The 23,699-nt window shown below is 37.1% G+C and carries 18 protein-coding genes; 2 read left to right on the top strand and 16 right to left on the bottom strand.

Annotated elements, in window-relative coordinates:
• Nucleotides 1-1,470: 1,470 nt before the first annotated feature.
• Both H4J73_RS01915 and H4J73_RS01920 read right to left on the bottom strand, forming a co-directional pair.
• Nucleotides 1,471-2,739, bottom strand: coding sequence for an amidohydrolase family protein (locus tag H4J73_RS01915; protein WP_182177633.1), 1,269 nt, complete (start codon nucleotides 2,737-2,739; stop codon nucleotides 1,471-1,473).
• An 11-nt stretch (nucleotides 2,740-2,750) separates the two neighbouring features.
• Entirely contained in the window at nucleotides 2,751-4,175 is a 1,425-nt protein-coding gene (locus tag H4J73_RS01920) for an amidohydrolase (protein WP_182176877.1), read from the bottom strand.
• Between the two features lie 167 nt (nucleotides 4,176-4,342).
• On the opposite strand from H4J73_RS01920, the gene H4J73_RS01925 reads away from it, so the two are divergent.
• Nucleotides 4,343-4,600, top strand: a complete 258-nt coding sequence (locus tag H4J73_RS01925; protein WP_182176878.1) for a hypothetical protein — start codon at nucleotides 4,343-4,345, stop codon at nucleotides 4,598-4,600.
• Between the two features lie 16 nt (nucleotides 4,601-4,616).
• Nucleotides 4,617-4,784 (top strand): hypothetical protein, encoded by a 168-nt coding sequence (locus H4J73_RS01930; protein ID WP_182176879.1) that lies wholly within the window; start codon nucleotides 4,617-4,619, stop codon nucleotides 4,782-4,784.
• Nucleotides 4,785-4,961: 177 nt separating this feature from the next.
• Here the strand turns inward: H4J73_RS01930 and H4J73_RS01935 are convergent, their stop codons facing one another.
• From H4J73_RS01935 to H4J73_RS02000, 14 genes are all read right to left on the bottom strand, one after another.
• A complete protein-coding gene (locus H4J73_RS01935; RefSeq protein WP_182176880.1) occupies nucleotides 4,962-5,267 on the bottom strand; it encodes a DUF1289 domain-containing protein in 306 nt (101 codons plus the stop codon).
• Between the two features lie 56 nt (nucleotides 5,268-5,323).
• On the bottom strand, nucleotides 5,324-6,853 hold the full coding sequence (locus tag H4J73_RS01940; RefSeq protein ID WP_182176881.1) for a SulP family inorganic anion transporter: 1,530 nt from the start codon (nucleotides 6,851-6,853) through the stop codon (nucleotides 5,324-5,326).
• Between the two features lie 192 nt (nucleotides 6,854-7,045).
• The gene (gene pgi, locus H4J73_RS01945) at nucleotides 7,046-8,662 is read right to left on the bottom strand and encodes a glucose-6-phosphate isomerase (RefSeq protein WP_182223682.1); all 1,617 of its coding nucleotides are present in this window, start codon (nucleotides 8,660-8,662) and stop codon (nucleotides 7,046-7,048) included.
• Nucleotides 8,663-9,484: 822 nt separating this feature from the next.
• Nucleotides 9,485-10,384 carry a UTP--glucose-1-phosphate uridylyltransferase GalU gene (galU, locus tag H4J73_RS01950; protein ID WP_182223681.1) on the bottom strand — a complete coding sequence of 300 codons (900 nt, stop codon included), beginning with the start codon at nucleotides 10,382-10,384 and terminating at the stop codon, nucleotides 9,485-9,487.
• Between the two features lie 394 nt (nucleotides 10,385-10,778).
• Complete coding sequence (locus H4J73_RS01955; protein ID WP_182223680.1) at nucleotides 10,779-12,164, bottom strand: phosphomannomutase CpsG; 1,386 nt, start codon at nucleotides 12,162-12,164, stop codon at nucleotides 10,779-10,781.
• On the bottom strand, nucleotides 12,161-12,907 hold the full coding sequence (locus tag H4J73_RS01960) for a WecB/TagA/CpsF family glycosyltransferase (RefSeq protein ID WP_182223679.1): 747 nt from the start codon (nucleotides 12,905-12,907) through the stop codon (nucleotides 12,161-12,163). The genes H4J73_RS01955 and H4J73_RS01960 overlap by 4 nt, the downstream gene beginning before the upstream one ends.
• A 3-nt stretch (nucleotides 12,908-12,910) precedes the next feature.
• Nucleotides 12,911-14,317, bottom strand: a complete 1,407-nt coding sequence (locus H4J73_RS01965) for a mannose-1-phosphate guanylyltransferase/mannose-6-phosphate isomerase (RefSeq protein WP_182223678.1) — start codon at nucleotides 14,315-14,317, stop codon at nucleotides 12,911-12,913.
• Nucleotides 14,318-14,335: 18 nt separating this feature from the next.
• Complete coding sequence (locus H4J73_RS01970) at nucleotides 14,336-14,830, bottom strand: GDP-mannose mannosyl hydrolase (protein WP_182223677.1); 495 nt, start codon at nucleotides 14,828-14,830, stop codon at nucleotides 14,336-14,338.
• 10 nt (nucleotides 14,831-14,840) lie between these two features.
• Entirely contained in the window at nucleotides 14,841-15,812 is a 972-nt protein-coding gene (locus tag H4J73_RS01975) for a GDP-L-fucose synthase (protein WP_182223676.1), read from the bottom strand.
• A gap of 4 nt (nucleotides 15,813-15,816) precedes the next feature.
• Complete coding sequence (gene gmd / locus H4J73_RS01980) at nucleotides 15,817-16,941, bottom strand: GDP-mannose 4,6-dehydratase (RefSeq protein WP_182223675.1); 1,125 nt, start codon at nucleotides 16,939-16,941, stop codon at nucleotides 15,817-15,819.
• A complete protein-coding gene (locus tag H4J73_RS01985; protein WP_182223674.1) occupies nucleotides 16,938-18,260 on the bottom strand; it encodes a hypothetical protein in 1,323 nt (440 codons plus the stop codon). Before H4J73_RS01985 ends, gmd begins: the two co-directional genes overlap by 4 nt.
• A gap of 61 nt (nucleotides 18,261-18,321) precedes the next feature.
• On the bottom strand, nucleotides 18,322-19,482 hold the full coding sequence (locus tag H4J73_RS01990) for a glycosyltransferase family 4 protein (RefSeq protein ID WP_182223673.1): 1,161 nt from the start codon (nucleotides 19,480-19,482) through the stop codon (nucleotides 18,322-18,324).
• A gap of 34 nt (nucleotides 19,483-19,516) precedes the next feature.
• Nucleotides 19,517-20,899 (bottom strand): polysaccharide deacetylase family protein, encoded by a 1,383-nt coding sequence (locus H4J73_RS01995; RefSeq protein ID WP_182223672.1) that lies wholly within the window; start codon nucleotides 20,897-20,899, stop codon nucleotides 19,517-19,519.
• A gap of 854 nt (nucleotides 20,900-21,753) precedes the next feature.
• Nucleotides 21,754-23,637, bottom strand: a complete 1,884-nt coding sequence (locus H4J73_RS02000) for an acyltransferase family protein (protein WP_259367922.1) — start codon at nucleotides 23,635-23,637, stop codon at nucleotides 21,754-21,756.
• Nucleotides 23,638-23,699 lie beyond the last annotated feature (62 nt).

Genomic DNA, 23,699 nt, shown 5'->3' on the forward strand with positions numbered 1-23,699 from the left:
GTCATCCTGAATACTACGCCGTCATCCTGAATACTACTCCGTCATCCTGAACTTGTTTCAGGATCTGTACTGACAATAACAAAGAGCAGATACTGAAATAAATTCAGCATGACGGCAAGATAAATATATTAAGCATAACGGCAAGAGAGTATGAAAATGCGAATCATAAATAAACACTCTCCGTCAACCTGAATACTACGCCGTCATCCTGAATACTACGCCGTCATCCTGAACTCGTTTCAGGATCTGTACTGACAATAACAAAGAGCAGATACTGAAATAAATTCAGCATAACGACACGAGAAATAAATTCAGCATGACGGCAAGATAAATATATTAGACATGACGGCAAGAGAGTATGAAAATGCGAATCATAAAAAAACCACTCTCCGTCAACCTGAATACTACGCCGTCATCCTGAATACCACGCCGTCATCCTGAACTTGTTTCAGGATCTGTACTGACAATAACAAAAACCAGATACTGAAATAAATTCAGCATGACGGCAAGATAAATATATTAGACATGACGGCAAGAGAGTATGAAAATGCGAATCATAAAAAAACCACTCTCCGTCAACCTGAATACTACTCCGTCATCCTGAATACCACGCCGTCATCCTGAACTTGTTTCAGGATCTGTACTGACAATAACAAAAACCAGATACTGAAATAAATTCAGCATGACGGCAAGATAAATATATTCAGCATGACGGCAAGAGAAATATATTAGGCATGACGACACGGGAGTATGAAAATGCGAATCATAAATAAACACTCTCCGTCAACCTGAATACTACGCCGTCATACTGAACTTGTTTCAGGATCTGTACTGACAATAACAAAGAGCAGATACTGAAATAAATTCAGCATGACGACAAGAGAAAGATATTCAGCATGACGGCAAGAGAAATATATTAGGCATGACGACACGGGAGTATGAAAATGCGAATCATAAATAAACACTCTCCGTCAACCTGAATACTACGCCGTCATCCTGAACTTGTTTCAGGATCTGTACTGACAATAACAAAGAGCAGATACTGAAATAAATTCAGCATGACGGCAAGAGAAATAAATTCAGCATGACGGCAAGAGAAATATATTAGGCATGACGACACGGGAGTATGAAAATGCGAATCATAAATAAACACTCTCCGTCAACCTGAATACTACTCCGTCATCCTGAACTTGTTTCAGGATCTGTACTGACAATAACAAAGAGCAGATACTGAAATAAATTCAGCATGACGACAAGAGAAAGATATTCAGCATGACGACAAGAGAAAGATATTCAGCATGACGACACGGGAAATAAATTCAGCATGACGAAAAAAACTAAGTAGCTAAATCCCTTTAGGAAAATTCAGCATCACAGCAAAAATGCTAAACAACAAAGCGCAAAAAAAAAGCATTAAACAAATGTTCGTTTAATGCTTTTCGCTATCGAATAACAAACTGCCAATAAAAGTTACTTCGTGTAACCTCTTGGCATATCACTTTCAGTGGTATAGCGTTTACGCAGTTTGTCTTGACGACTCTGCGTTGAGATTTCTTTACCGTCAATCCACATTTTATCAACTTTCGTACTAAGCTCGAAAGGGTCAGCACTCCATAAAACTAAGTCAGCTTTTTTACCAACGGCAATACGACCCGCATTAATATTAAAAGCATCGGCAACATTGGCAGTAACAGCGGCAAGTGCTTGGTCTTTAGTTAAACCATTAGCAATTGCATTACCCGCTTCGAAACGCAGCTGATATAAGTTATGTGCGTCGTTTATGGCTAAAGCGACATTGATACCTGCTTGGGTTAATTTCGCCGTATTGTCTAACGATGAATGCAGCGAATCAAAACTACTCGGTAAATTATCTAAAGCGCCAAATATAACCGGTACTTTCGCTGCAGCTAATTGCTCAGTAATTAATATCGCATCAGCACCGCCAGCGATCACTAAATCAAGATTAAATTCAGCTTTTAATTTCAGTAATTCGAGTAAGTCTGTGGCGCGGTCAGCATAAGCTACAAGCGGTTTATCACCGGTTAGTAAGGCATTGATAATTTTTGCATCACGCTTTAGTTCTTTCGGTTCTTTTTGCTTGTCGTCAGCTTTTTTGTCTTTTTTCGCTGTTTTAGCGTCTTCAGCAGCTTTGGTTAAGGATTTTTTGGCGTCTTCAAGCGTGTAACGCAATTTTTGTAAGTTTAGAGCGCGTGAACCGCTACTTTTCGCTCCTAAATCTATGATAACGGCATTTTCTTTAAGGTAAACACTGTCAAATTCGCCTGAGAGGTCAGTTACAAAGGTTTGCCCTTTGAACATACTATCACCACCGCTAGGCACTGAAACGTTACTGGTGATACCACCTTTGCGTGTATAAGGCACAACCGTTGAACGTGGATTAAAAGCGATTGAAGCATCAAAAGTAATGTCTGCTTTTTTATCACTAGCATCACGGGTTCTTGATACCGCATTTACCTCAACCAAACCTAATGAATTCATAGCACCAATTAAACCCGGTGTCAATATTTTACCCATCGCATCGAAGGTTACATCAGCATCAATTTTTTCAGGATTAATCGCAATAATTTTTCCGTCATCAATAACAACTGTGGCATTTGTTAAAACGCCCTGTTCAGTAACCGTATGGATAGTGGCATTGGTTATTGCTAAACTTTCTGCGTTAGCATGGCTTATTGCCGCTAAAGCAAGTGCAACTAACGAGGCTTTAAATAGCTTAATTTTTTTCATGATTACTGCCCTCCCTTTTTAGGTAAAGCCGGAACTTCAGCTTGCCCTAACATAAAGTCACTTGTTGCTTGATATTTATCATCAAAGCGGTCATACACTTTTGCACCATCAACAAAGACTTGTTCAGCTTGTGCATAAACACTAAAAGGGCTTTGATTCCAAAGCACCACATCCGCATTTTTCCCAACTTCTAAACTACCCGTTTTATCATCAATGCCTAAAGATTTAGCCGCATTTAAGGTGATCCAACGGATCGCTTCTGCTGGTTTTAAGGCAAAACCATTTTCGTTAGCACGGTACATGACTTTACCTGCTTCTTGGTTTAAACGCTGAATAGTACTGTTTGAGTCTGAGTGAACAATCGCACAAGAGTTTTTAACCGCGTTAACAACCGCAACGTTTTCGTGGATCATGTCGTAAGCTTCCATTTTGAAACCCCACCAATCAGGCCACATGGCTGCACAATTTCCATTCTCAGCTAATAAGTCAGCAATTTTGTAACCTTCAATCGCATGGTGAAAAGTCCCTGACGGGTAATTAAACTCTTTACCTAGATCAATCATCATCGCCATTTCTTCAGCTTTGTAACAATGATTATGAATTAAAATTTCACCGTCGAGCACACCGCGCAGAGTATCAAGCTCTAGGTCACGTGCTGGCGCTAATGGATTTTTCCCCGCTTCGTAGTCACGGTCGTATTTTTCCCAGGCATGTTTATACTCAGTCGCTTCTGCCCAAGCCATGCGGTAACCTGCCATGTTACCCATACGAGTTGAGGGTAATATTTTACGGCTACCGTAAACACGCTTAGGGTTTTCACCACAAGCCATTTTTAAACCATAAGGCGCTTCTGGAAATTTCATGCCTTGCATCGTGTGGCTTGATACATTACGAAGCGTTACACCACGGCCACCAAATAAATTAGCAGAGCCAGGTAAAATTTGCATTGTAGTAACACCGCCAGCGCGGGCAGCATTAAAACCCGGGTCTTGTGGCCAAATACTATGTTCAGACCAAACTTCAGAGGTATTGGGCGAGCTCATTTCATTACCATCTGAGTGTGACTCAGCCGATGGGCTTGGATAAACCCCTAAATGCGAATGCACATCAATAACACCAGGCGTAACCCATTTATCTGTTCCATCAATTTCGACAGCACCCGCAGCAGACAAGTTTTTGCCCACTTGAGATATTTTTCCATCAGTCATTAACACATCAGCATTATCAATGCGCTCACCATTACCAATTAATACTGTAGTATTTTTGATTAATGTTGTTTGCTTAGGTAATGGTTGGTAAGTACTCGGATAAGGGTTTTTATTAATAGACACTTTTGGGTCTTGCTGCTCAGACTCTAAACAGCCAGATAACGCGAGTGATACGCTAAGCGCCAACAACGTAGGCGCGATGCTTTGCTTGATATGCATTTAATGCTTCCTGTGCGGATTATTATTTTGGGTTTTGATGGATAACAATAAAATGATTTGAACAATACAGCAAGTGAACCTTAGCCAATTACGTTAAATGGTTACACATTTACGGTGAATGGAAAGTAATTAAGCTAAGTGGGTATTATTCGTGGGGCTGAAACGTCATGCTGAACTTGTTTCAGTATCTGGTCTTTGTTCACTCCCGTGCCGTCATGCTGAATTTATTTCAGTATCTGGTTTTTTCACTCCCGTGTCGTCATGCTGAATTCATTTCAGTATCTGGTCTTTATTCATTCCCGTGTCGTCATGCTGAACTTGTTTCAGTATCTGGTCTTTGTTCACTCCCGTGCCGTCATGCTGAATTTATTTCAGTATCTGGTTTTTGTAGAGCAAGTAAAGATCCTGAAACGAGTTCAGGATGACGGAGTAGTATTCAGGATGACGGAGAGTGGCTTGTTTATTATTCGCATTTATTCATTCCCGTGTCGTCATGCTGAATTTATTTTAGTATCTCGTCCCTACTCACTCCCGTGTCGTCATGCTGAATTTATTTCAGTATCTGGTTTTTGTAGAGCAAGTAAAGATCCTGAAACAAGTTCAGGATGACGGAAAGTGGCTTGTTCACGATTCGCATTTGCTCACTCCCGTGTCGTCATGCTGAATTTATTTCAGTATCTCGTCTTTGTAGAGTAAGTACAGATCCTGAAACAAGTTCAGGATGACGTGTTTTTTCAGGATTACAGAGTATTTTCAAGACTAAAGAGTCTGTTGAGAATGATAGTATTAAAGTTCAAAGTCACCGAAATCAAGGTCAGTTGACGTATCTTGTTTGGCTTTTGATTGAGGGTCAAGTAATGAAGGCTGTAAAACTTCAGCGCTAGTTTCCATCACTTTGACTTTCGGTTTGGTATTTTTACGTTTTTTACGTTGCAAGCAGCGCTTAACGACTTTTTGCTTATTGTCAGACGTTAAGCTTATCCACGTTTGGCGTTCTTCACGCGTACGGTAGCAGCCAAGACAATTGCCTTTTTCATCAGACTGACAAACACCCACACAAGGGCTGGGAACATCAAAAAACTCTAATTGCATAAAAACCTTCGGCCAAACATAAAAAGCCTATACATAATGTATAGGCTTGTATCATATTAGTCTAGTTTATCAGTAGCAATATGATAGTCAGGGTCTTCAATCACATTGATTTCAACTAAACTGCCCGCTTTGGTGAGCAACTTGGTACATTCACTACTTAAATGTCTTAAATGCATGGTTTTACCACGCGACAAATAACGGTCAGCTAAGGTATCAATCGCTTCAATAGCTGAATGGTCAACAACGCGTGAATTTTTAAATTCAACGATAATGTCGATACTTGCTTCGTCCATATCAAACTGCTCTAAAAAGTTTGAAACCGATCCAAAAAATAACGGTCCCTTAACATCATAAACGGTTGAACCATGCTCGTTAGTTGAACGATGCACAGTAACGTGTTTTGCATGTTCCCAAGCAAACACGAGCGCTGAGACAATCACACCCACAACAACAGCGATAGCAAGGTCAGAATAAACAGTAACACCCGAGACAAGAATAATAACAAAAGCATCCGCTTTAGGTACTTTGCCTAAAATACGAAAACTCGACCATTCAAAAGTGCCAATAACCACAATAAACATAACACCGACCAAGGCCGCCAACGGAATTTGTTCGATGAGACCTGATGCAAATAAAATAAAGCCAAGTAATGCTAATGCCGCGGTAATACCTGAGGCTCTACCTCGGCCACCCGAGTTCACGTTGATCATTGACTGACCAATCATTGCACAACCACCCATAGCACCAAAAAAACCACAAGCGGTATTCGCTGCACCTTGTGCAATACATTCTTTATTGCCACGGCCACGAGTACCCGTTAATTCATCAATAAGGGTTAAGGTTAATAATGATTCAATTAAACCAATCGCCGCTAGCACGAGTGCAAAAGGAAATATTATTTTTAACATTTCTAAATCAAAAGGAACACTTGGAATACTAAATGTGGGTAAACCACCCGCAATAGAAGCAACATCACCCACTAATTTTGTATCAAGACCAACACCTAACACCAACAAAGTAACAACCACAATAGCCACTAAGGTTGATGGTACCGCTTTTGTTAATTTAGGAAAAAAATGAATAATTGCCATGGTTAAAATAATTAACCCTGCCATAGTATAAAGAGGGGTGCCTTGCAACCATTCTAATTCACCCGCTTCATTAGTGAATTTAAATTGCCCTAGCTGAGCAAGAAATATAACGATAGCTAAACCGTTAACAAAGCCGAGCATAACGGGGTGAGGCACTAAACGAATAAATTTACCCAACCTAAATATACCCGCGAGTATTTGTAACAAGCCGGTCAACACTACGGTCGCAAATAAGTATTCAACGCCATGAAGAGCAACTAAACTGACCATCACAACGGCCATTGCGCCAGTTGCACCAGAAATCATGCCTGGACGACCACCAAAAATAGAGGTAATTAAACCCACCATAAAAGCCGCATATAAACCGACTAATGGGTCGACACCGGCAACAAAAGCAAAAGCAACTGCTTCAGGCACTAGCGCTAAGGCGACGGTTAACCCTGAAAGAACATCATTCTTCAGGTTGGAAACTTTACTGGCATGTAATTCGAACATTGCACTCTCATTTTGTAAATAGTGGGGTGTAACCTAACGATGTCCTAATAATAGGAAAATTCAACGAGAAGCGTTAATTGACTTATTTGAGGGAATATCAAGGTAAAAGCGCGAGAATACTAATGATTTGCAGTTAAAAAGTCAATAACTAGCCAGTTTTCTGACTCGTTATTGACCTTATTTTAAGGCGACTTAATTGCTTGCGGTATTAAAACGTTTGATTAAGTTTTGACTTGAAGCTGACAGCATTGACATTTCGCCACCTTTGATTGCTGACAAAATACGGTTGCCTAATTGTTTACCGAGTTCAACACCCCATTGGTCAAAAGAATTTACCTGCCAAATAACCCCTTGCACAAAAATTTTATGCTCATAAAGTGCAAGCAATGCCCCTAAGTTTTCGGGGGTCATTGCTTCAAGTAATAACGTGTTACTGGGGGTATTACCTTTCATGGTTTTATGTGGCGCAAGTGTAGAAATTTCACTAGGTGTTAAGCCAGCAGCGTTAAGTTCATCGTTAACTTCAGTTAACGTTTTACCGCGCATTAACGCTTCACTTTGCGCAAAACAATTAGCCACTAAGACTTGATGATGCTCAGGTAAATGGCTCGCGCCTTTTAAACAGACAATAAAATCGGTAGGAATAATATCATCACTTTGATGCATTAATTGCATAAAAGCATGCTGACCATTCGTCCCCTCTTGACCAAAAACAGTAGGGGCGGTTTGCCATGCTAACTTCTCGCCAGCATTAGACACTGACTTACCATTACTTTCCATATCAGTTTGTTGAAGATAACCGGGTAAAGCCCGCAAAGAATGGTCGTAAGGTAATATAGCAAGGCTTGAATATTGCAAAGCATTACGATTCCAAATACCAAGCAGTGCCATTAACACCGGCATATTCTGCTCAAAGGGAGCATTTTGAAAATGCTGGTCCATGTTATAAGCGCCCTGCTTAAGCTTATTGAAATTTTCATTACCAATCACTAAAGCTAGCGGTAAACCAACGGCAGACCAAAGAGAGAAACGGCCACCCACCCAATCCCACATGGGTAGAATGTTTTTTTCTAAAACACCAAACTCAGTCGCTTTAACGATATTGGTGCTAACTGCAAACCATTGCTTTTCAATAATGTCAGAACAGGTTGAATGCTTAAGCATCCAGTTTTTAACCGCTAATGCGTTAAGCAACGTTTCTTGGGTGGTAAAGGTTTTAGAAATAACAACCACCAAGGTGGTATTAACATTCAGCTTAGCGAGTTTCTCTTCAACGGCAGCACCGTCAACATTGGCAATAACATGGGCATTCAAGCCAGTGGTATGAAAAGTATTTAATGCAGAAAGCGCTACTTTAATACCGTAATAAGAGCCACCAATACCAATAGCGATAATGTCAGTGAACTTTTCACCAGAAGCTGAAAGTAACGCTCCCAAGCTAATATCATTAACGATGTCGGCCATGTGTTGCTCATTGGCAATAACGTCGTCAGCTTGTGCTCCTAATATCGCTTGTTTTTTTTCGTTAGGGGCACGAAGAACGGTATGAAGCACGGCGCGCTGCTCAGTGTTATTAATTATATCACCTGAGAACTGCGCGTTTATTTTTTCAGCTAAACCTGATTCTTTTGCTAATTCAAAAAGCTGATTAAGCTCTGTTGCGTTAATATTTTGTTTAGAAAAGTCGAGGTATAGACCGGCATTGCCGGTTGAGTAATGCTCAGCACGGCTTTGGTCAGTGGTGAATAATGAAATAATTGCTCGAGATTTAGCCGCTTTTGAAAGCGCTGATAAAGAAGATATATCCATATGTAGACTTTTCTTATAGTAAATTTAAAATAAGTGAAAGAACGTCATGCTGATACCAACACCGTTATTCTGTGGGATAAACGTCATCCTGATACCATCACCGACGCCCTGAACTCTACTCCGTCATCCTGAACTTGTTTCAGGATCTGTACTTATAACAACGAACACCAGATACTGAAATAAATTCAGCATGACGACAAAAGTGCAAACGAATTACCGTCACCCTGTGGGATAACCGTAATCCTGACACAAACACCGTCATGCGAGATAACCGTCATCCTGAACTTGTTTCAGGATCTATACTTGCAACAACAAAAACCAGATACTGAAATAAATTCAGCATGACGACAAAAGTACTAAACGATCACAGACTCTCTGATACCAACACCATCATCCTGTTGGATAACAGTCATCCTGAACTCTACTCCGTCATCCTGAACTTGTTTCAGGATCTGTACTTGCAACAACCATCACCGTCATCCTGAACTTGTTTCAGGAACTGTACTTGCAACAACAAAAACCAGATACTGAAATAAATTCAGCTTGACGACAAAAGTACAAAACGATTACCATCATCCTGATACAAACACTCCGTCATCCTGAACATGTTTCAGGATCTGTACTTACAACAAAGACCAGATACTGAAATAAATTCAGCATGACGACAAAAGTACAAAACGATTACCATCATCCTGATACAAACACTCCGTCATCCTGAACTTGTTTCAGGATCTGTACTTACAACAAAAACCAGATACTGAAATAAATTCAGCATGACGACAAAACTAAAAAAGTACAAAATACAAAAGTACAAAATAGTTGTTATTTCATCAACTCAGTTAAATAAGCTCTAAAATCATCAGCCAATTCAGGGTGGCGTAAACCGTATTCAACATTCGCTTTCATGTAACCGAGTTTAGAACCACAGTCATGTGATTTGCCTGTCATATGAAAAGCTTCAACCGTTTCTTTTTCCATTAACATGGCAATAGCATCAGTTAGCTGAATTTCATCACCCGCACCAGGAGGCGTTAATGTTAACAAATCCCAAATTTTCTCAGACAAGACATAACGCCCAACAACGGCTAAGTTTGATGGCGCATCTTCAATGGCTGGTTTCTCAACAATTGCGGTCATCGTTTTTGACTCGCCTGGCGCTAAATCGTGTCCGCCGCAGTCAACAACACCGTAACTACTGACTTTGTCCATAGGAACAGGTTCAACCATAATTTGACTATAACCCCCTACTTCATTATAACGTGTTAACATTGCTGCAAGATTTTCAGTTTTTAAATCAGCACTCTCTTCGTCTAAAAGTACATCAGGCAGTACAACAACAAAAGGTTCATTACCGATAATAGGGCGCGCTTTCAATACAGCATGACCTAAGCCCTTCGCTTCACCTTGACGAACATGCAGTATGGTAACGTCTTTCGGACAAATCGCTTGAATTTCATCAAGCAACTGACGTTTTACACGATTCTCTAAAGTCGTTTCTAACTCGAAGGATTTATCAAAATGATTTTCAATCGCGTTTTTTGAAGAATGGGTAACTAGCACAATTTCTTTAATACCCGCGGCAACACACTCGTTAACAATGTATTGGATCATCGGCTTGTCTACAATTGGCAACATTTCTTTGGGAATAGCTTTAGTTGCTGGTAACATACGAGTACCTAAGCCTGCAACGGGGATTACCGCTTTTGTTATTTTGTTTTGCATTATCATCCTTAAATTATTACGATAACTAATATTAAAGAGACTTTTAGCAATTGTCACTACTATTAAATAAGAAAATAAACGTTCGACACAAAATAAAAAGCGATATCAGTTGATATCGCTTTTATAGTTATCTGGTACTTCTTTATTTGTATTGAGCAGCTATCCAGTTTTGATAAAAACCATCCATTACAGACTGCCACCATTGTTCATTATTTAAATACCAAGCAACTGTTTTAGCAATGCCAGTTTCGAACGATTCTTTAGGTTGATAACCTAATTCATTATTGGTTTTATTTTCACTAATAATAGCACTGCATTTAATAATACCTGCGTAATCTGTAACTGCTATATTGATATCATTTCTTTTAAAAATAACATTAAAACCTAAGCGTATTTACGTTCTTAACAAAATTAAAATTTCTTCAGTTTTAACATTCATCAACTCAACATTACCTTTAGACTCTACATTTAACCTAACTACAGGCTCAGTATTAGAGCTTCGTAAATTAAAACGCCATTCACCGTCAGCATCAATAAATTCCAATGATATACCATCAGTATGATCAACTAATACGGCATCAGTCTGATATTTTTCTAACACCCGTGCAATCGCTAATTTCGGATTTTCAAGTTTTGAATTAATCTCCCCTGAAGACGGATAAGCTTTAATACGCTGCGCAACAGCATCTGATAACTTGAGGTTTTTAACACAAAGTAATTCAGCGACTAATAACCAAGGGATCATCCCTGAATCACAATACATAAAATCACGAAAATAATGATGGGCAGACATTTCACCACCATAGACCGCATCTTCACTACGCATAAGTTCTTTAATAAAAGCATGACCGGTTTTACATAGTACTGGCTCACCACCAGCAGCAGTGACTACATCAATCGTATTCCAAGTTAAACGAGGATCATGAATAATTTTAGCTCCTGCATTTTTTTGCAAAAATGCTTCAGCTAATAAACCTACGATGTAATAACCTTCTATAAATTCACCTTTTTCATCAAACAAGAAGCAACGGTCAAAGTCACCATCCCAAGCAATGCCAATGTCTGCATTATTGGTGATAACGGCATCTGTAGTGTCTTGTCTATTTTCTGACAAGAGTGGGTTTGGAATACCATTAGGGAAGTTACCATTTGCTTCGTGATGTACCTTAATAAACTCAATCGGCACATTGTTTTTCTGAAATTCAGCTTCAATAACATCCACAACATGACCAGCAGCACCATTACCTGAATTGACAACTAGCTTTAATGGTTTGATATTAGCAAAATTGATATAACCAAGTAGGTGTTCAACGTAGGCTGTTAATGTTGATGATTTTGTCAACGTTCCACGAATTAATGGTTTTTCGGCAAAGTTTTGTGTTTCAGCCAAAGCTTGAATGTCGAATAATCCTGTATCGCCACTGATAGGTTTTGATTCAGCTTTAACTAATTTCATGCCATTATAATCCATAGGATTATGGCTTGCTGTGACTTCAACACCACCATCAACGTTTAAATGTGAAGTTGCAAAGTAAATTTCTTCGGTACCTGTCATCCCTAAATCGATAACATCCACACCTGCATCTAATAAACCATTAGCTAATGCGAGCTTTAATTCTTCTGAAGTTAAACGAACATCACCACCCACAGCTATTATCTTGGGTTGTAAAATTTCGCCCATAGCTCGACCAATACGATAAGCAACATCGGTATTTAGTTCTTCGCCTAATTGTCCGCGAATATCATAAGCTTTGAAGCAATCTAACTTACTATGGCTCATTTTGCGTCCTTTCTTATTTTACATTTTAAAAGGTCTATCAAAAAAGTGGGAGTGGAAATGAAATTTCTTCTCCATAAACGCTTAGGCTCTCCGATTAGACGAACTAACCATTCTAAATGTAATTTCAACCATATTTCTGAAGGACGTTTAACTGTTCCCGCGTAAAAATCAAATACGGCCCCTATTCCACTCAAAAACTTTACATGGGTAAATTCTTTCAATTTTACAATCAGTTTTTCTTGCTTAGGGGCTGTCAACCCAACAAAAACAACATCTGCTTTAATATCATTTATTTTTTTAGAAAAATCAGTAAGATCAGCATCGTCAAAATCTTTCTTAAAAGGTGGTGAAAGTGTATAAACTTCTACTTTTGGAAAGTCTACTTTAGCCCTTTGAACTATTTTCTTCAAAACAGTCTCAGTTGAACCTAAGAAGAATACTTTCCCCCCTGTTTTAGATAATTGAGTCATTGTTTCAAAAAAGAGGTCGTAACCAGCTATTTTATCTATATCGTCACTATTTAAAAATTTAGCAGCTAGAACCATACCACTTCCATCAGGGATTAATACATCACTATTAAGTAAGGCATTTTTAAATTCGTAATCTTGCTTTTGCTCCGCATAGGAGTGTGGATTCAGAGTATTCACTACGAGTTGTTTTTCACCAAGTAGTGACGAAGAAACTATTTCTGTAACCGGAAGTGTTGATACTTCAAAACCCAATAAATTAGTAGTACAGTTCATTATTTATATTCTCCCATACTTGTCTTCAAAGCGCACAATATCGTCTTCTCCTAAGTATGAACCAGACTGCACTTCGATTAACTCTAATGGCACTTTACCAGGGTTTTCTAATGCGTGTACAACACCAATCGGGATATAAGTTGATTGATTTTCTGTTAATAAAAGATCTTTATCCCCATTCGTAACTTTGGCAGTACCTGATACCACAATCCAATGTTCAGCTCTATGATGATGCATTTGTACTGATAGTTTAGCTCCTGGCTTCACAGTTATGCGCTTAACTTGGAAGCGTTCACCATTATCTATTGAATCGTATGCTCCCCATGGCCGGTATACTTCTCGGTGGTGTTTGAACTCACAGCGTTCTTCAGTTTTCAACTGTTCAACAATCTTTTTTACTTTTTGTACTTCAGAAAGTTTTGAAACTAAAATAGCATCTTTGGTTTCGACTACAACAATATTTTCTAGACCAATAGTTGCCACTAATTTATCTTGCGCATACACAAATGAATTTGTAGTATCAATAGACATCACATCGCCTTTAAAAGTATTGCCTTTATTGTCTTTTGGGGACACCTCCCATAATGCAGACCAGCTACCTACATCACTCCAACCACAGTCCATTGGAACAACTACAGCATCTGATGTTTTTTCCATTACAGCGTAATCAACAGAATCATCAGGGCAAGCTTCAAAAGCGGGTGTATTAACACGAACAAAATCTAAATCGCTTTGTGTATCAATCATAGCTTTTTCACAAGCAGCTAAAATATCTGGTCGATGAATTTTCAATTCAGCTAAATAACGGCTTGCTTTAAATAAAAACATACCACTGTTCCAATAAAACTCGCCAGTTTCAAGGTAAGACTCAGCGGTTTCTTTGTCTGGTTTTTCAACAAACTCCGCAACAGCATAACCTGACTCATATTGTGCCTCACCACGCTTTATATAACCGTAACCGATTTCGGGTGCGGTAGGTACAATTCCAAATGTGACTAACTTCCCTTTCTCAGCATGGGTTTGAGCCTGCTTTACTGACTCTGTAAAAGCATCTTCATTTTTAATAACATGATCGGCAGCTAACACAAGTAATAATGGTTCTTCATTATTTTTTAATGCTTGTAATGCGGCTAATGCAATGGCTGGTGCAGTATTACGTCCGACAGGTTCTAAAATAATACCGCTGTTAGGAATGTTATTTAAGCGAAATTGCTCAGCGACAGAGAAACGATGTTCTTCATTACAAATAACAATAGCAGGTGCATGTTCAATACCGGACAAACGCTCTGCTGTTGCTTGAATCATGGATGAGTTGCCATGCAAAGTAAGAAATTGTTTTGGAAACATTTGGCGCGATAATGGCCATAAACGCGAACCAGAACCTCCTGCCATTATTACGGGAATAATCATAAAATTTATCTCTATTTATTAAATCGGTAGTTTTGATAATAAAGTATCATCTGCATGCTGACCTTTTTGGAAGTACCATTTACTGTACAAATGAACATTATCATCATTTAATAATTCATTTTCACTAAACCAATTATATGAACTATGTTGTTCATTAGGTATTGATGCTAAATCATTTTGTAAAATTATCTGATAAGCTAAAACGACGTAATGTGTACTAAATGCACTGTCAAAAAAATTATCATCATAGAAATGTTGATAAGTTCCTATGAATGAAGTTTTCACTGCTGAAAAATCAAGCCCTAACTCGTCAATAAGTAAACGTTTAAAAGCTAGTTCTATAGATTCATCCTTTAGAATACGCCCACCAGGCACAAACCAATAGCCCTGTGCAGGTCTATTAGTTCGTTTTCCTAAAAGGACTTTTCCTTGAGTATCTCGTACTATCAAATCGATAGAGATTAAAGGAGTTGACGCCACTATTTCTTTAAATATTTTTTCAGGTAAACTCATAACAACTGACTTAACAACGAAAGTCGTCTTGATTATTTAAAAACCATTGATAAGCCTGTTCTAGACCATCTTCTAAAGTTATAGTAGAAGACCAGCCTAAAGACTTTAATCGGTCGACATTCATCAGTTTACGAGGGGCGCCGTCTGGCTTAGTAGCATCAAATGAAATATCACCTTTAAAACCAGTTACTTTCGCTACAGTTTCAACAAGTTCACGAATGGTACAATCAACACCTGTTCCAACATTTATATGGCTTAGCATAGGCGAAGTATTAGATTCATAAGTTTCTTTATTAATATTCATCACATGTATAGATGCAGCAGCCATATCATCAACATATAAAAATTCACGCATCGGTTTACCACTACCCCAAGCAATAACTTGAGTATCACCATTGAGTTTCGCTTCATGGAAACGTCTTAATAGCGCAGGGATCACATGGCTATTTTCAGGATGAAAATTGTCCTGTGGACCGTACAAATTAGTTGGCATTACACTTCTATAGTCAACAGAGTATTGCCTGTTGTATGACTCACATAATTTAATCCCTGCTATTTTAGCAATAGCGTAAGGTTCATTAGTTTCTTCTAAAGTACCCGTTAATAATGCTACCTCTGCCATAGGCTGTTCAGCCAGTTTTGGGTAAATACATGAAGAACCTAAAAACAATAACTTTTGAACACCATTAGCATATGCTTGATGAACGATATTGCATTCCATCATCATATTTTCATAGATAAACTCGGCGGGGAAAATGCTATTAGCATGAATCCCCCCCACTTTCGCAGCAGCCAAGAAAACTGCATCAGGCTTTTCGGTAGCGAAAAAATCAGCAACAGCTTCCTGATTAACCAAATCTAACTCGCTACGTTTACGAGTGATGATATTATGGTAACCTTTTGCCTCTAATTGACGGACAATTGCTGAACCAACCATTCCACGGTGACCTGCAACAAATATTTTAGAATCTAACCCTAACATCTAATTAACCTTGATTTTCTATTGAAATGGAAACTTCATGACCATGTGCTTTAAGTAGTGCATGCTGCTTCGCTTTGTTCAAATCATTCTGTACCATTTCTGCACACATTTCTTCCACAGTTATCTGAGGAACCCAGCCTAGTTTCTCTTTGGCTTTGGTTGGATCACCTAATAGTGTTTCTACTTCTGCAGGTCTGAAATAACGAGGATCAACTTTTACAATCACATCGCCAACTTTAAGTGCGAGAGCATCATTTCCAATAATAGCAGTGACCGTTGCAATCTCTTCTAAACCTTCGCCACTAAATGTAAGCTCAATACCCGCTTCTTTAGCAGATAAAGTAACAAAATCACGTACGGAAATTTGTTTACCTGTTGCAATTACAAAATCGTCAGGCTGTTCTTGTTGAAGCATCATCCATTGCATACGCACGTAATCTTTAGCATGTCCCCAATCACGTAAGGCATCCATATTACCAAGATATAGGCATTTTTCTAGACCTTGAGATATGTTAGAAATTGCACGGGTAATTTTTCGAGTGACAAAAGTTTCGCCTCTGCGGGGGGATTCGTGATTAAACAAAATCCCGTTACAGGCGTACATGCCATAAGATTCACGATAATTTACAACAATCCAATATGCATACATTTTAGCAACAGCATAAGGCGAACGAGGATGAAATGGTGTGGTTTCTTTTTGAGGAATTTCTTGAACCTCTCCATATAATTCAGAAGTTGACGCCTGATAAAATTTTGTTTTCTTTTCTAAACCAAGAAAACGAATGGCTTCTAACAAACGTAATGTACCCATTGCATCTACATCAGCAGTATATTCTGGACATTCGAAAGAAACTGCAACGTGGGACTGAGCACCAAGGTTATATACTTCATCTGGTTCAACATCTTTAATTATCCGAGTTAAGTTAGACGAATCAGTAAGATCACCATAATGAAGAAAGAAACGAGGATTTTCTTCATGGCTATCTTGGTAAATATGATCTACACGCTCGGTATTTAAAGATGATGCTCGACGTTTTATTCCATGAACTTCGTAACCTTTCTCAAGCAACAATTCGGCAAGATACGACCCATCTTGTCCTGTAACACCGGTTATAAGAGCTTTTTTCATAATTTTCCTTCTCGATAGTTAGATATATATACAAATGCTAGACTAAATGTAACAACTTGAAAAAAAGACATCATTGGTTCACTAAAAGCTGAAGCAATGGGAACTGATATTATAAGAGAAGAACATAAAGAATAACGTATTAAAAAATATTTTTTTAAAAGACATTGGCTCCGACACCAATCGTCTATTAGCTTGACAACAAAAAGATATAAACTAACGCCTACGATCCCTAACTGGTAAAATAAAGCTCCAACAAAGCTTTCCCCACCAACGTCATGTTTAGTTAAGCCTTGTTCAGCGTATGCCCCCCCCCCTACAGTGCCACCAGAGCCCATACCATTTCCCAACCAAAAATCAACAGATATAGGATGAGAGTTCAATAAGGGATTTACCAATCCCCACAAGTGCTGAATTGCACCCGTTGAAGAGAGTACACTAGCGGGAACGAAGCTCACAGCCCCAATAACACAAATAATTAGCGAAAAAACAATAACAAAAAATCGAGCATAAAAAGATTTTATTTTAAAATAATAACAGACATAAAAAGAAAAACTAAATATCAAAAATTGTAATAGAACAGCTTTTACATGTAAAAACCATAGAATCAAAATCACAAAGATAATTAAAATAATATTAATTGTAAAAGAAATTTTCTTTTTGAAGTTAATAAAACCAATAAAAATCAAACATGCTAGATTGATAAGGTAAGGGAATTTATCTGGGCTTAAAAATATTCCTAACCATCTTTCTTCTATTTCGCCAGTAATAGGGTTATTTGTTAAAAAACCAATAGGTACATCACCAATAGAACTAATAGAACGTTGATTATAAAACTCATCAAAACCTAGTGAGAAAATATAAGATTCTAGGCCCATTAAACTCTGCACCAATTGAATATAAACACTCAAAAAGAGCACTAAGAACAAAATACAAAGCGATGATAAGTTCCATTCTGAATATCCTTTAGCTATTAAAGAAAACAGAGTTATAAATAGAATTATATTCTTAAGACTCGCCACAACTTTAACTATATCATTGCCAGCCCCAAGTGCTATTATGGTATGAATAGATAAAAAACATAAAAAAATTGCGACCCATTTATTTGAAATACCGACTAGCTTAACAAAAAGATAAACGATTAAAAGTAATGAGCTTCCTTGAAAAATTTGATAATAAGAGTACCCAATTGCATTAAGATAAAATAAATTTAACCAATCAAAAATCACGAAAACAAAAAGAAAATATATTGGAATATATTTAAACTTCGGTACAAAATAAAATAATGCACTGACTGAAACTATAAAGAATATTGGATTCAACGCTGCCAGAATTACCCCACATGTATATGTGTAGAGAAATAATAAATCATTTCGTCTAAAGTTACTCGAATTGATTTTCAACTTCGTGTAGTTCCTTGATTAGTTTTTCTGCGATTGCAGACCATGAAAGAAACTCTTTCGCAAAATGTAAATTTTTATCCGAGGATTCAAAATAAGTTTGATAATCAACTTTTACCCTTAATAGTACTTCAGCCAAAAGTTCTCTATTATCAGGAATGAATAACTCAGCCTTCTCATCCATTTTAAGGTCATAAGGAATGTCGCTGCAAACAATGGGTAAGCCTGTGGCTAAGTACTCGCGGATTTTAAGGGCACTATTTCCAACTTTTGAGTTTCTGCCAGCTGAAAATGGGGCACATAAAACATTTGAATTGTGAAATACATCAATAATTCCAGGTTTATCCAAACGCCCTAAGAACTGAACTGCATCTTGTAAATAAAGTTCATCGACTAAAGCTTCTAAATGATTTCGTTCTGCACCATCACCAATTATCTTAACCAAAATTTTTCTATCTTTCAGCAAAGCGGCTGCATGAATTAACGTATCAACCCCTTGCCATTTAACTAAATTACCTACAAATGTAATTACAAATGGATTTTGACTTACTTGAGATAATATTGGTTTGGTATATTCACAAAAAGCGGTGCTATCATAACCGTTACCAAGAACAAATACGTCAGCTTGGACATTACCCTTAATATACTCTGCAATTTGAGACGTAACTGCTCTATTAGACTCGCCAAAACGAGAGCACCAAAGTTGTACAAATCGTAAAATTGGCTTAGTAAACAATCGTTTTTTCTCAACGGTTCCATCAAGTTCTAGTATTCCATTATGCTCTACTACAACTCTTTTTTTTGTACCCAAGAATCCCATAAAGTTGTAAAGTAAAAAAACAATAGGCAAAGCCATAGTTAGTCTAAAATAAAATAATTCTTTAGGCTTTTGAAAATATTTTGAAAAAAAGCTGTAATATTTAACAATATAATAAATAGTTTGAATCAAAGTACTGTTAATTACTCTATCTTTTTTACTCCCGAAGTAAATAACGTTATCAGACGAAAAATCTAAATATTCTTTGGACCTAACATGTACTAATGCTTTTACACCTTGAGAATTAACAGAGTTTTTAATAATATTTATGGCGTGTGATTCTGACCCTTCGAGCTTTTTGAAATTGCAAAACGAAACTATATACATATTGACTCTAATTTAATTGATTTTAAAATTATGATTAACTTAATATCTTTATATAGATATCTTTATCCGCTTTACTTACTAAATTTGAATTGTGCCATAATAAGTTATAGTGACCTGACATTTTTTCACATGATTTTTTTAAATCTAAAAACCTTTTAATAGCAAGCTCAGAGTGCCCTAAAGCTTCATATTGGTTTGATATAATGGAAGCTTCCATAGCAACCAGTGGTTTTTGCTTTAATTTTAACCCGTTACGGTTAAGTAAGTCATACATAGAATATTCACGACAAGTTCCACAGCGAAATCCTGCACTATCAGCATATCCCAAAGAACTGTCATAAGTTAATCCATTATTTTCCCATAACAAAGGCGTAATACCAATATCATACCGAAGATAATGTTGACGACCACCTATGTTGTCTTGTGGTAAATCAGCTTTTTTAAGTGCAGTTTTAAGTGAATCTACTGATTTCTTAAATAAAATGGGATCATTAAATGTATTATAACCGGGGTGAATACCTATTTCATGACCTCTTTGTGTAATTTCAGTGATCAATTCTTGTAAATACTCCCCACTTAAGTCAAAGTTGCTATCTAGTTTCGATGAGTGGTCCGCTATAAAGTAAAAAGCGACCCGATTACCCAGCTTTTCATTTACATCCATTATCCAGGATAAAGCGTCTCTATAGGAATCCTCAAAATCTAAACCTAAGACTCTACGTAAGTAGCTATTAACCATTTTTAACGGTCTGTGAATCGACCTATCCCTGTATAATGCTGCTCCCCCCCCTCTAATCAAAGAGGCAATGCTAAAATGCGCAGGGTGAAAAGGCCAATCAACGTCGCAGGACACAACATTAGAGAAAATGCTTTCTTTCCTTTTCAATTCAGGCCAAGTGCGCTTCATACCTGCCCAAAGAATTTCTACATACTCATCAACTAAAGGCCGATCTAGGAAACCTTCTATATGTGCAACTGATGCCTTTGCGGGGAAACGATTATGCAAGTCTCTATCTAATACAACAAGTTCTTCGTATCGAGATAGGAGAAAAAAAACACTACCTAAAATATCCATATGAAAATGAAAATCACCATCATTTATTTCTATGCCTGATTTTCCATATAAGACGGGGACATAATCTTGTATCATATCAACTTTTAAACCATCAGTTCTTGGTGTCCAAGATTCTAATGGCTGTTGGGGCATACTACTTGGACTTAACCATGCTTTAGAAGAACAATTAAAAAAATCAATACTAGTTGTGATGAGATTTTTACTATCACTATTCTCAATAATTAATACATCTGTATTTATGGTCTCTATCGAGAACTCAAGTCCTAAAAACTCATCAAAAACAACTTTTAATATATAAGAAAATTCGTTAGAACATATCTTTGGGCATTTAATAATCAACATCTACTTATACAACCTCTTAACAATATCAGCTATTGGTGAACGGATAGTCTTATATAATGAACTACAGATAGAATTAAAAGACCAGTCAACATCACAGGTTTATGGCTATTATAATTTACTATTTTACTTAACATATAATTATCAGAATAATTGGGCATATTCTAAAGCATTTCAGTGTATTCATCTACAGTTGACTACTCCAAAAACCTATATTTGTAGACAACTACAGAACGTTAGTTTGCAGTAATAAAGCCAGATCAAGTTTGGTGTGGTGATATAACATTTATTTGGACAGGAAGTCGTTCGGTTTATTTGCACGTAAGCCCGTTGGTTGTGTAATACCTAACTCACCTGATAAGAAGTTAACAGCGAAAGCATAACAATGGCATTTTAATCAAGGGGGGGCGTGGTGTGGGTGTAAACCCAATATGACTCCGAATAAATTAGCGAAAATCGCCCCGTCATTAATTTTTCTCTTGCAATAACGGGGGAACCATACGTCTTCATAAATCATAGAGTTACAATTAAGTCAATAAGCCTACCCATAGTTTCGATACAGTTACTGTCAAAAAAGATAATTATTACAAAATCATTTATAAGAAGTTTGAAAACAGAATGGGTACCTTTGATAGGTTATAAGAATTTTAATGAAGCTAAACGAGCGGTTATTGCTTACATCATGAATTAATATAATCAATTGAGGCCACATAGGTGCAACGCTGGAATAAGCCCAAATGAATCAGAACTAAGGTACTAGTTAAACTACAAAACTGTGGCCAATTTTACTTGACCACTTCACTTACTATAATTTACGATTATTGGCTCGTGACAATGACAACATATATTAATCAATGTTATTCAATAAGACCGACTAGAATAGTAGCCCCAGCAACAGATGGATGGTCGTCGTCAAAGTATAGAGGGATGCCGTTTTTTACTGCAAAACAACTTTTTTCATCACAAAAAAGATCAGAGGGTTTTAACAAGTGGACATTTTTAGGATATTTTGCATTTTCAAAATGATGAATCATGAATTTATTTCTTTGATTATACCAATTTAAATCGGTATTTATAATATTCAACAGACTTGAATTATTTTTATAAGCTAGACCAATAAGCTTATTTACATTCCTTGTTAACTCTGGAATCGGGTAGAAGATATAAACATTATCCTTATTTTTGGCTAGTACGTTAATAACATTATCAATGTTTTTTGTTCTCCGCATTACTTCATCTGTTAATATTTGCTCTTCAATTTTAGGGTAACCAGCAGCATCACCACCAAATAGATCAGAAGTGAATCGATGATTTAGCAAAACGCTCTTTATTTTTTTATCCTTTAGAATATAGTCTAATGATTCGTTATACCAACGCGAGCATTTATTATATGAATTCACTTCTCGGTAAGATGAAGGGCAACTTGAAAAGCTAAAGTGCTTTAAACCAATATCATTTACTTTCAACTTTTCAGCCAATGCATATGCAATTTCAACAGTATGACTATCTCCAAGTACTGCCCAAGTAATATTTGAACCAAAGTATTCACAAGATAAACCGGGTGTTTGATAATTATTGATATGACATTTCTGCCTAAAGGGACTCGGTTCTGCAGACTTTACCAATGCTTTATAATCGTTTGTAGCTCGGTCAATGTATCCATTTTCAATAAAAACAACACTTCCAAGCGCTCCCACTACTATCAGCATATAAATAGGTTTTAACTTTAAGAATTCTAATAAACCAACAAAATCGTTTTTAAACCTTATTTTTTCGACATATTTATAACTTAAAAAACCTAACAGTATCGATAAGAAAACCCCTAAAAAAGTAAAGACTACATCAAGTGAAAAATAGTAAATACCGACTACTAATGGCCAATGCCATAAATAAATAGAATAAGACCATGTACCAATTCTTTGCATAAAAGCATTACCTGTAATTATACTATTATGACGTTGAGATTGGATAACTAAAAATGAGCCCATAACAGGGAATAAAGCTAAGTATCCAGGCCAAGGGGTACCCTTTGTTATAAAAAAATAAGAGCCAATAATAAGAGAAATCCCCACCCACTCGATATACAGTTTCCTATTATTTCGAATATTAAATGGGTAAAGATAAGCAACTCCTCCGAGCATCATCTCCCAAGCCCTAGTCGGTAACAAATAATAGGCAGCGTTTGGCCATTTGTAAGTTAGTATAATTGAAAAAACTAAACCTATAATTGTACCAATTAAAACCAATAGCTTTAACTTCTTAAATGACAACAGCTTTTTCATAACTACAAGTATAATTGGATAAACTATGTAGAACTGCCATTCAACAGACAGCGACCAAGTATGCAATAGCCACTTACCATGTGATTCTGCGTCAAAGTAGCCCGACTCTCGCCAAAATATGATATTCGAGATAAAAGTTATACTGCTGGCAATGTGCTTTCCTAATGTTTTAAATTCAACTGGCGCAAGCCAAAACACTCCAAAGCAAAGTAAGACAAGACAGAGCCCAGCTAATGCAGGAATAATTCTATTAGCTCGTGCTACATAAAATTTCAATATAGAAAAGGTTTCTAACTCTAATCCTTTAAATATTATGCTTGTCATTAAAAAACCTGAAATGACAAAAAATACATCTACACCTGCAAAACCACCAGGTAACCAAGAGGCATTAAAATGAAACAGTACAACGGCAATTACTGCAATAGCTCTTAACCCATTAATATCTTTTCTAAACTGCAAAGTACGGTTCTCCATTAACTAAAAAATTACACACTACAAATAAAAACAGCTATTTATTACTA

The sequence above is a fragment of the Colwellia sp. MB3u-41 genome, assembly GCF_014076845.1.
GTDB lineage: Bacteria > Pseudomonadota > Gammaproteobacteria > Enterobacterales > Alteromonadaceae > Colwellia_A.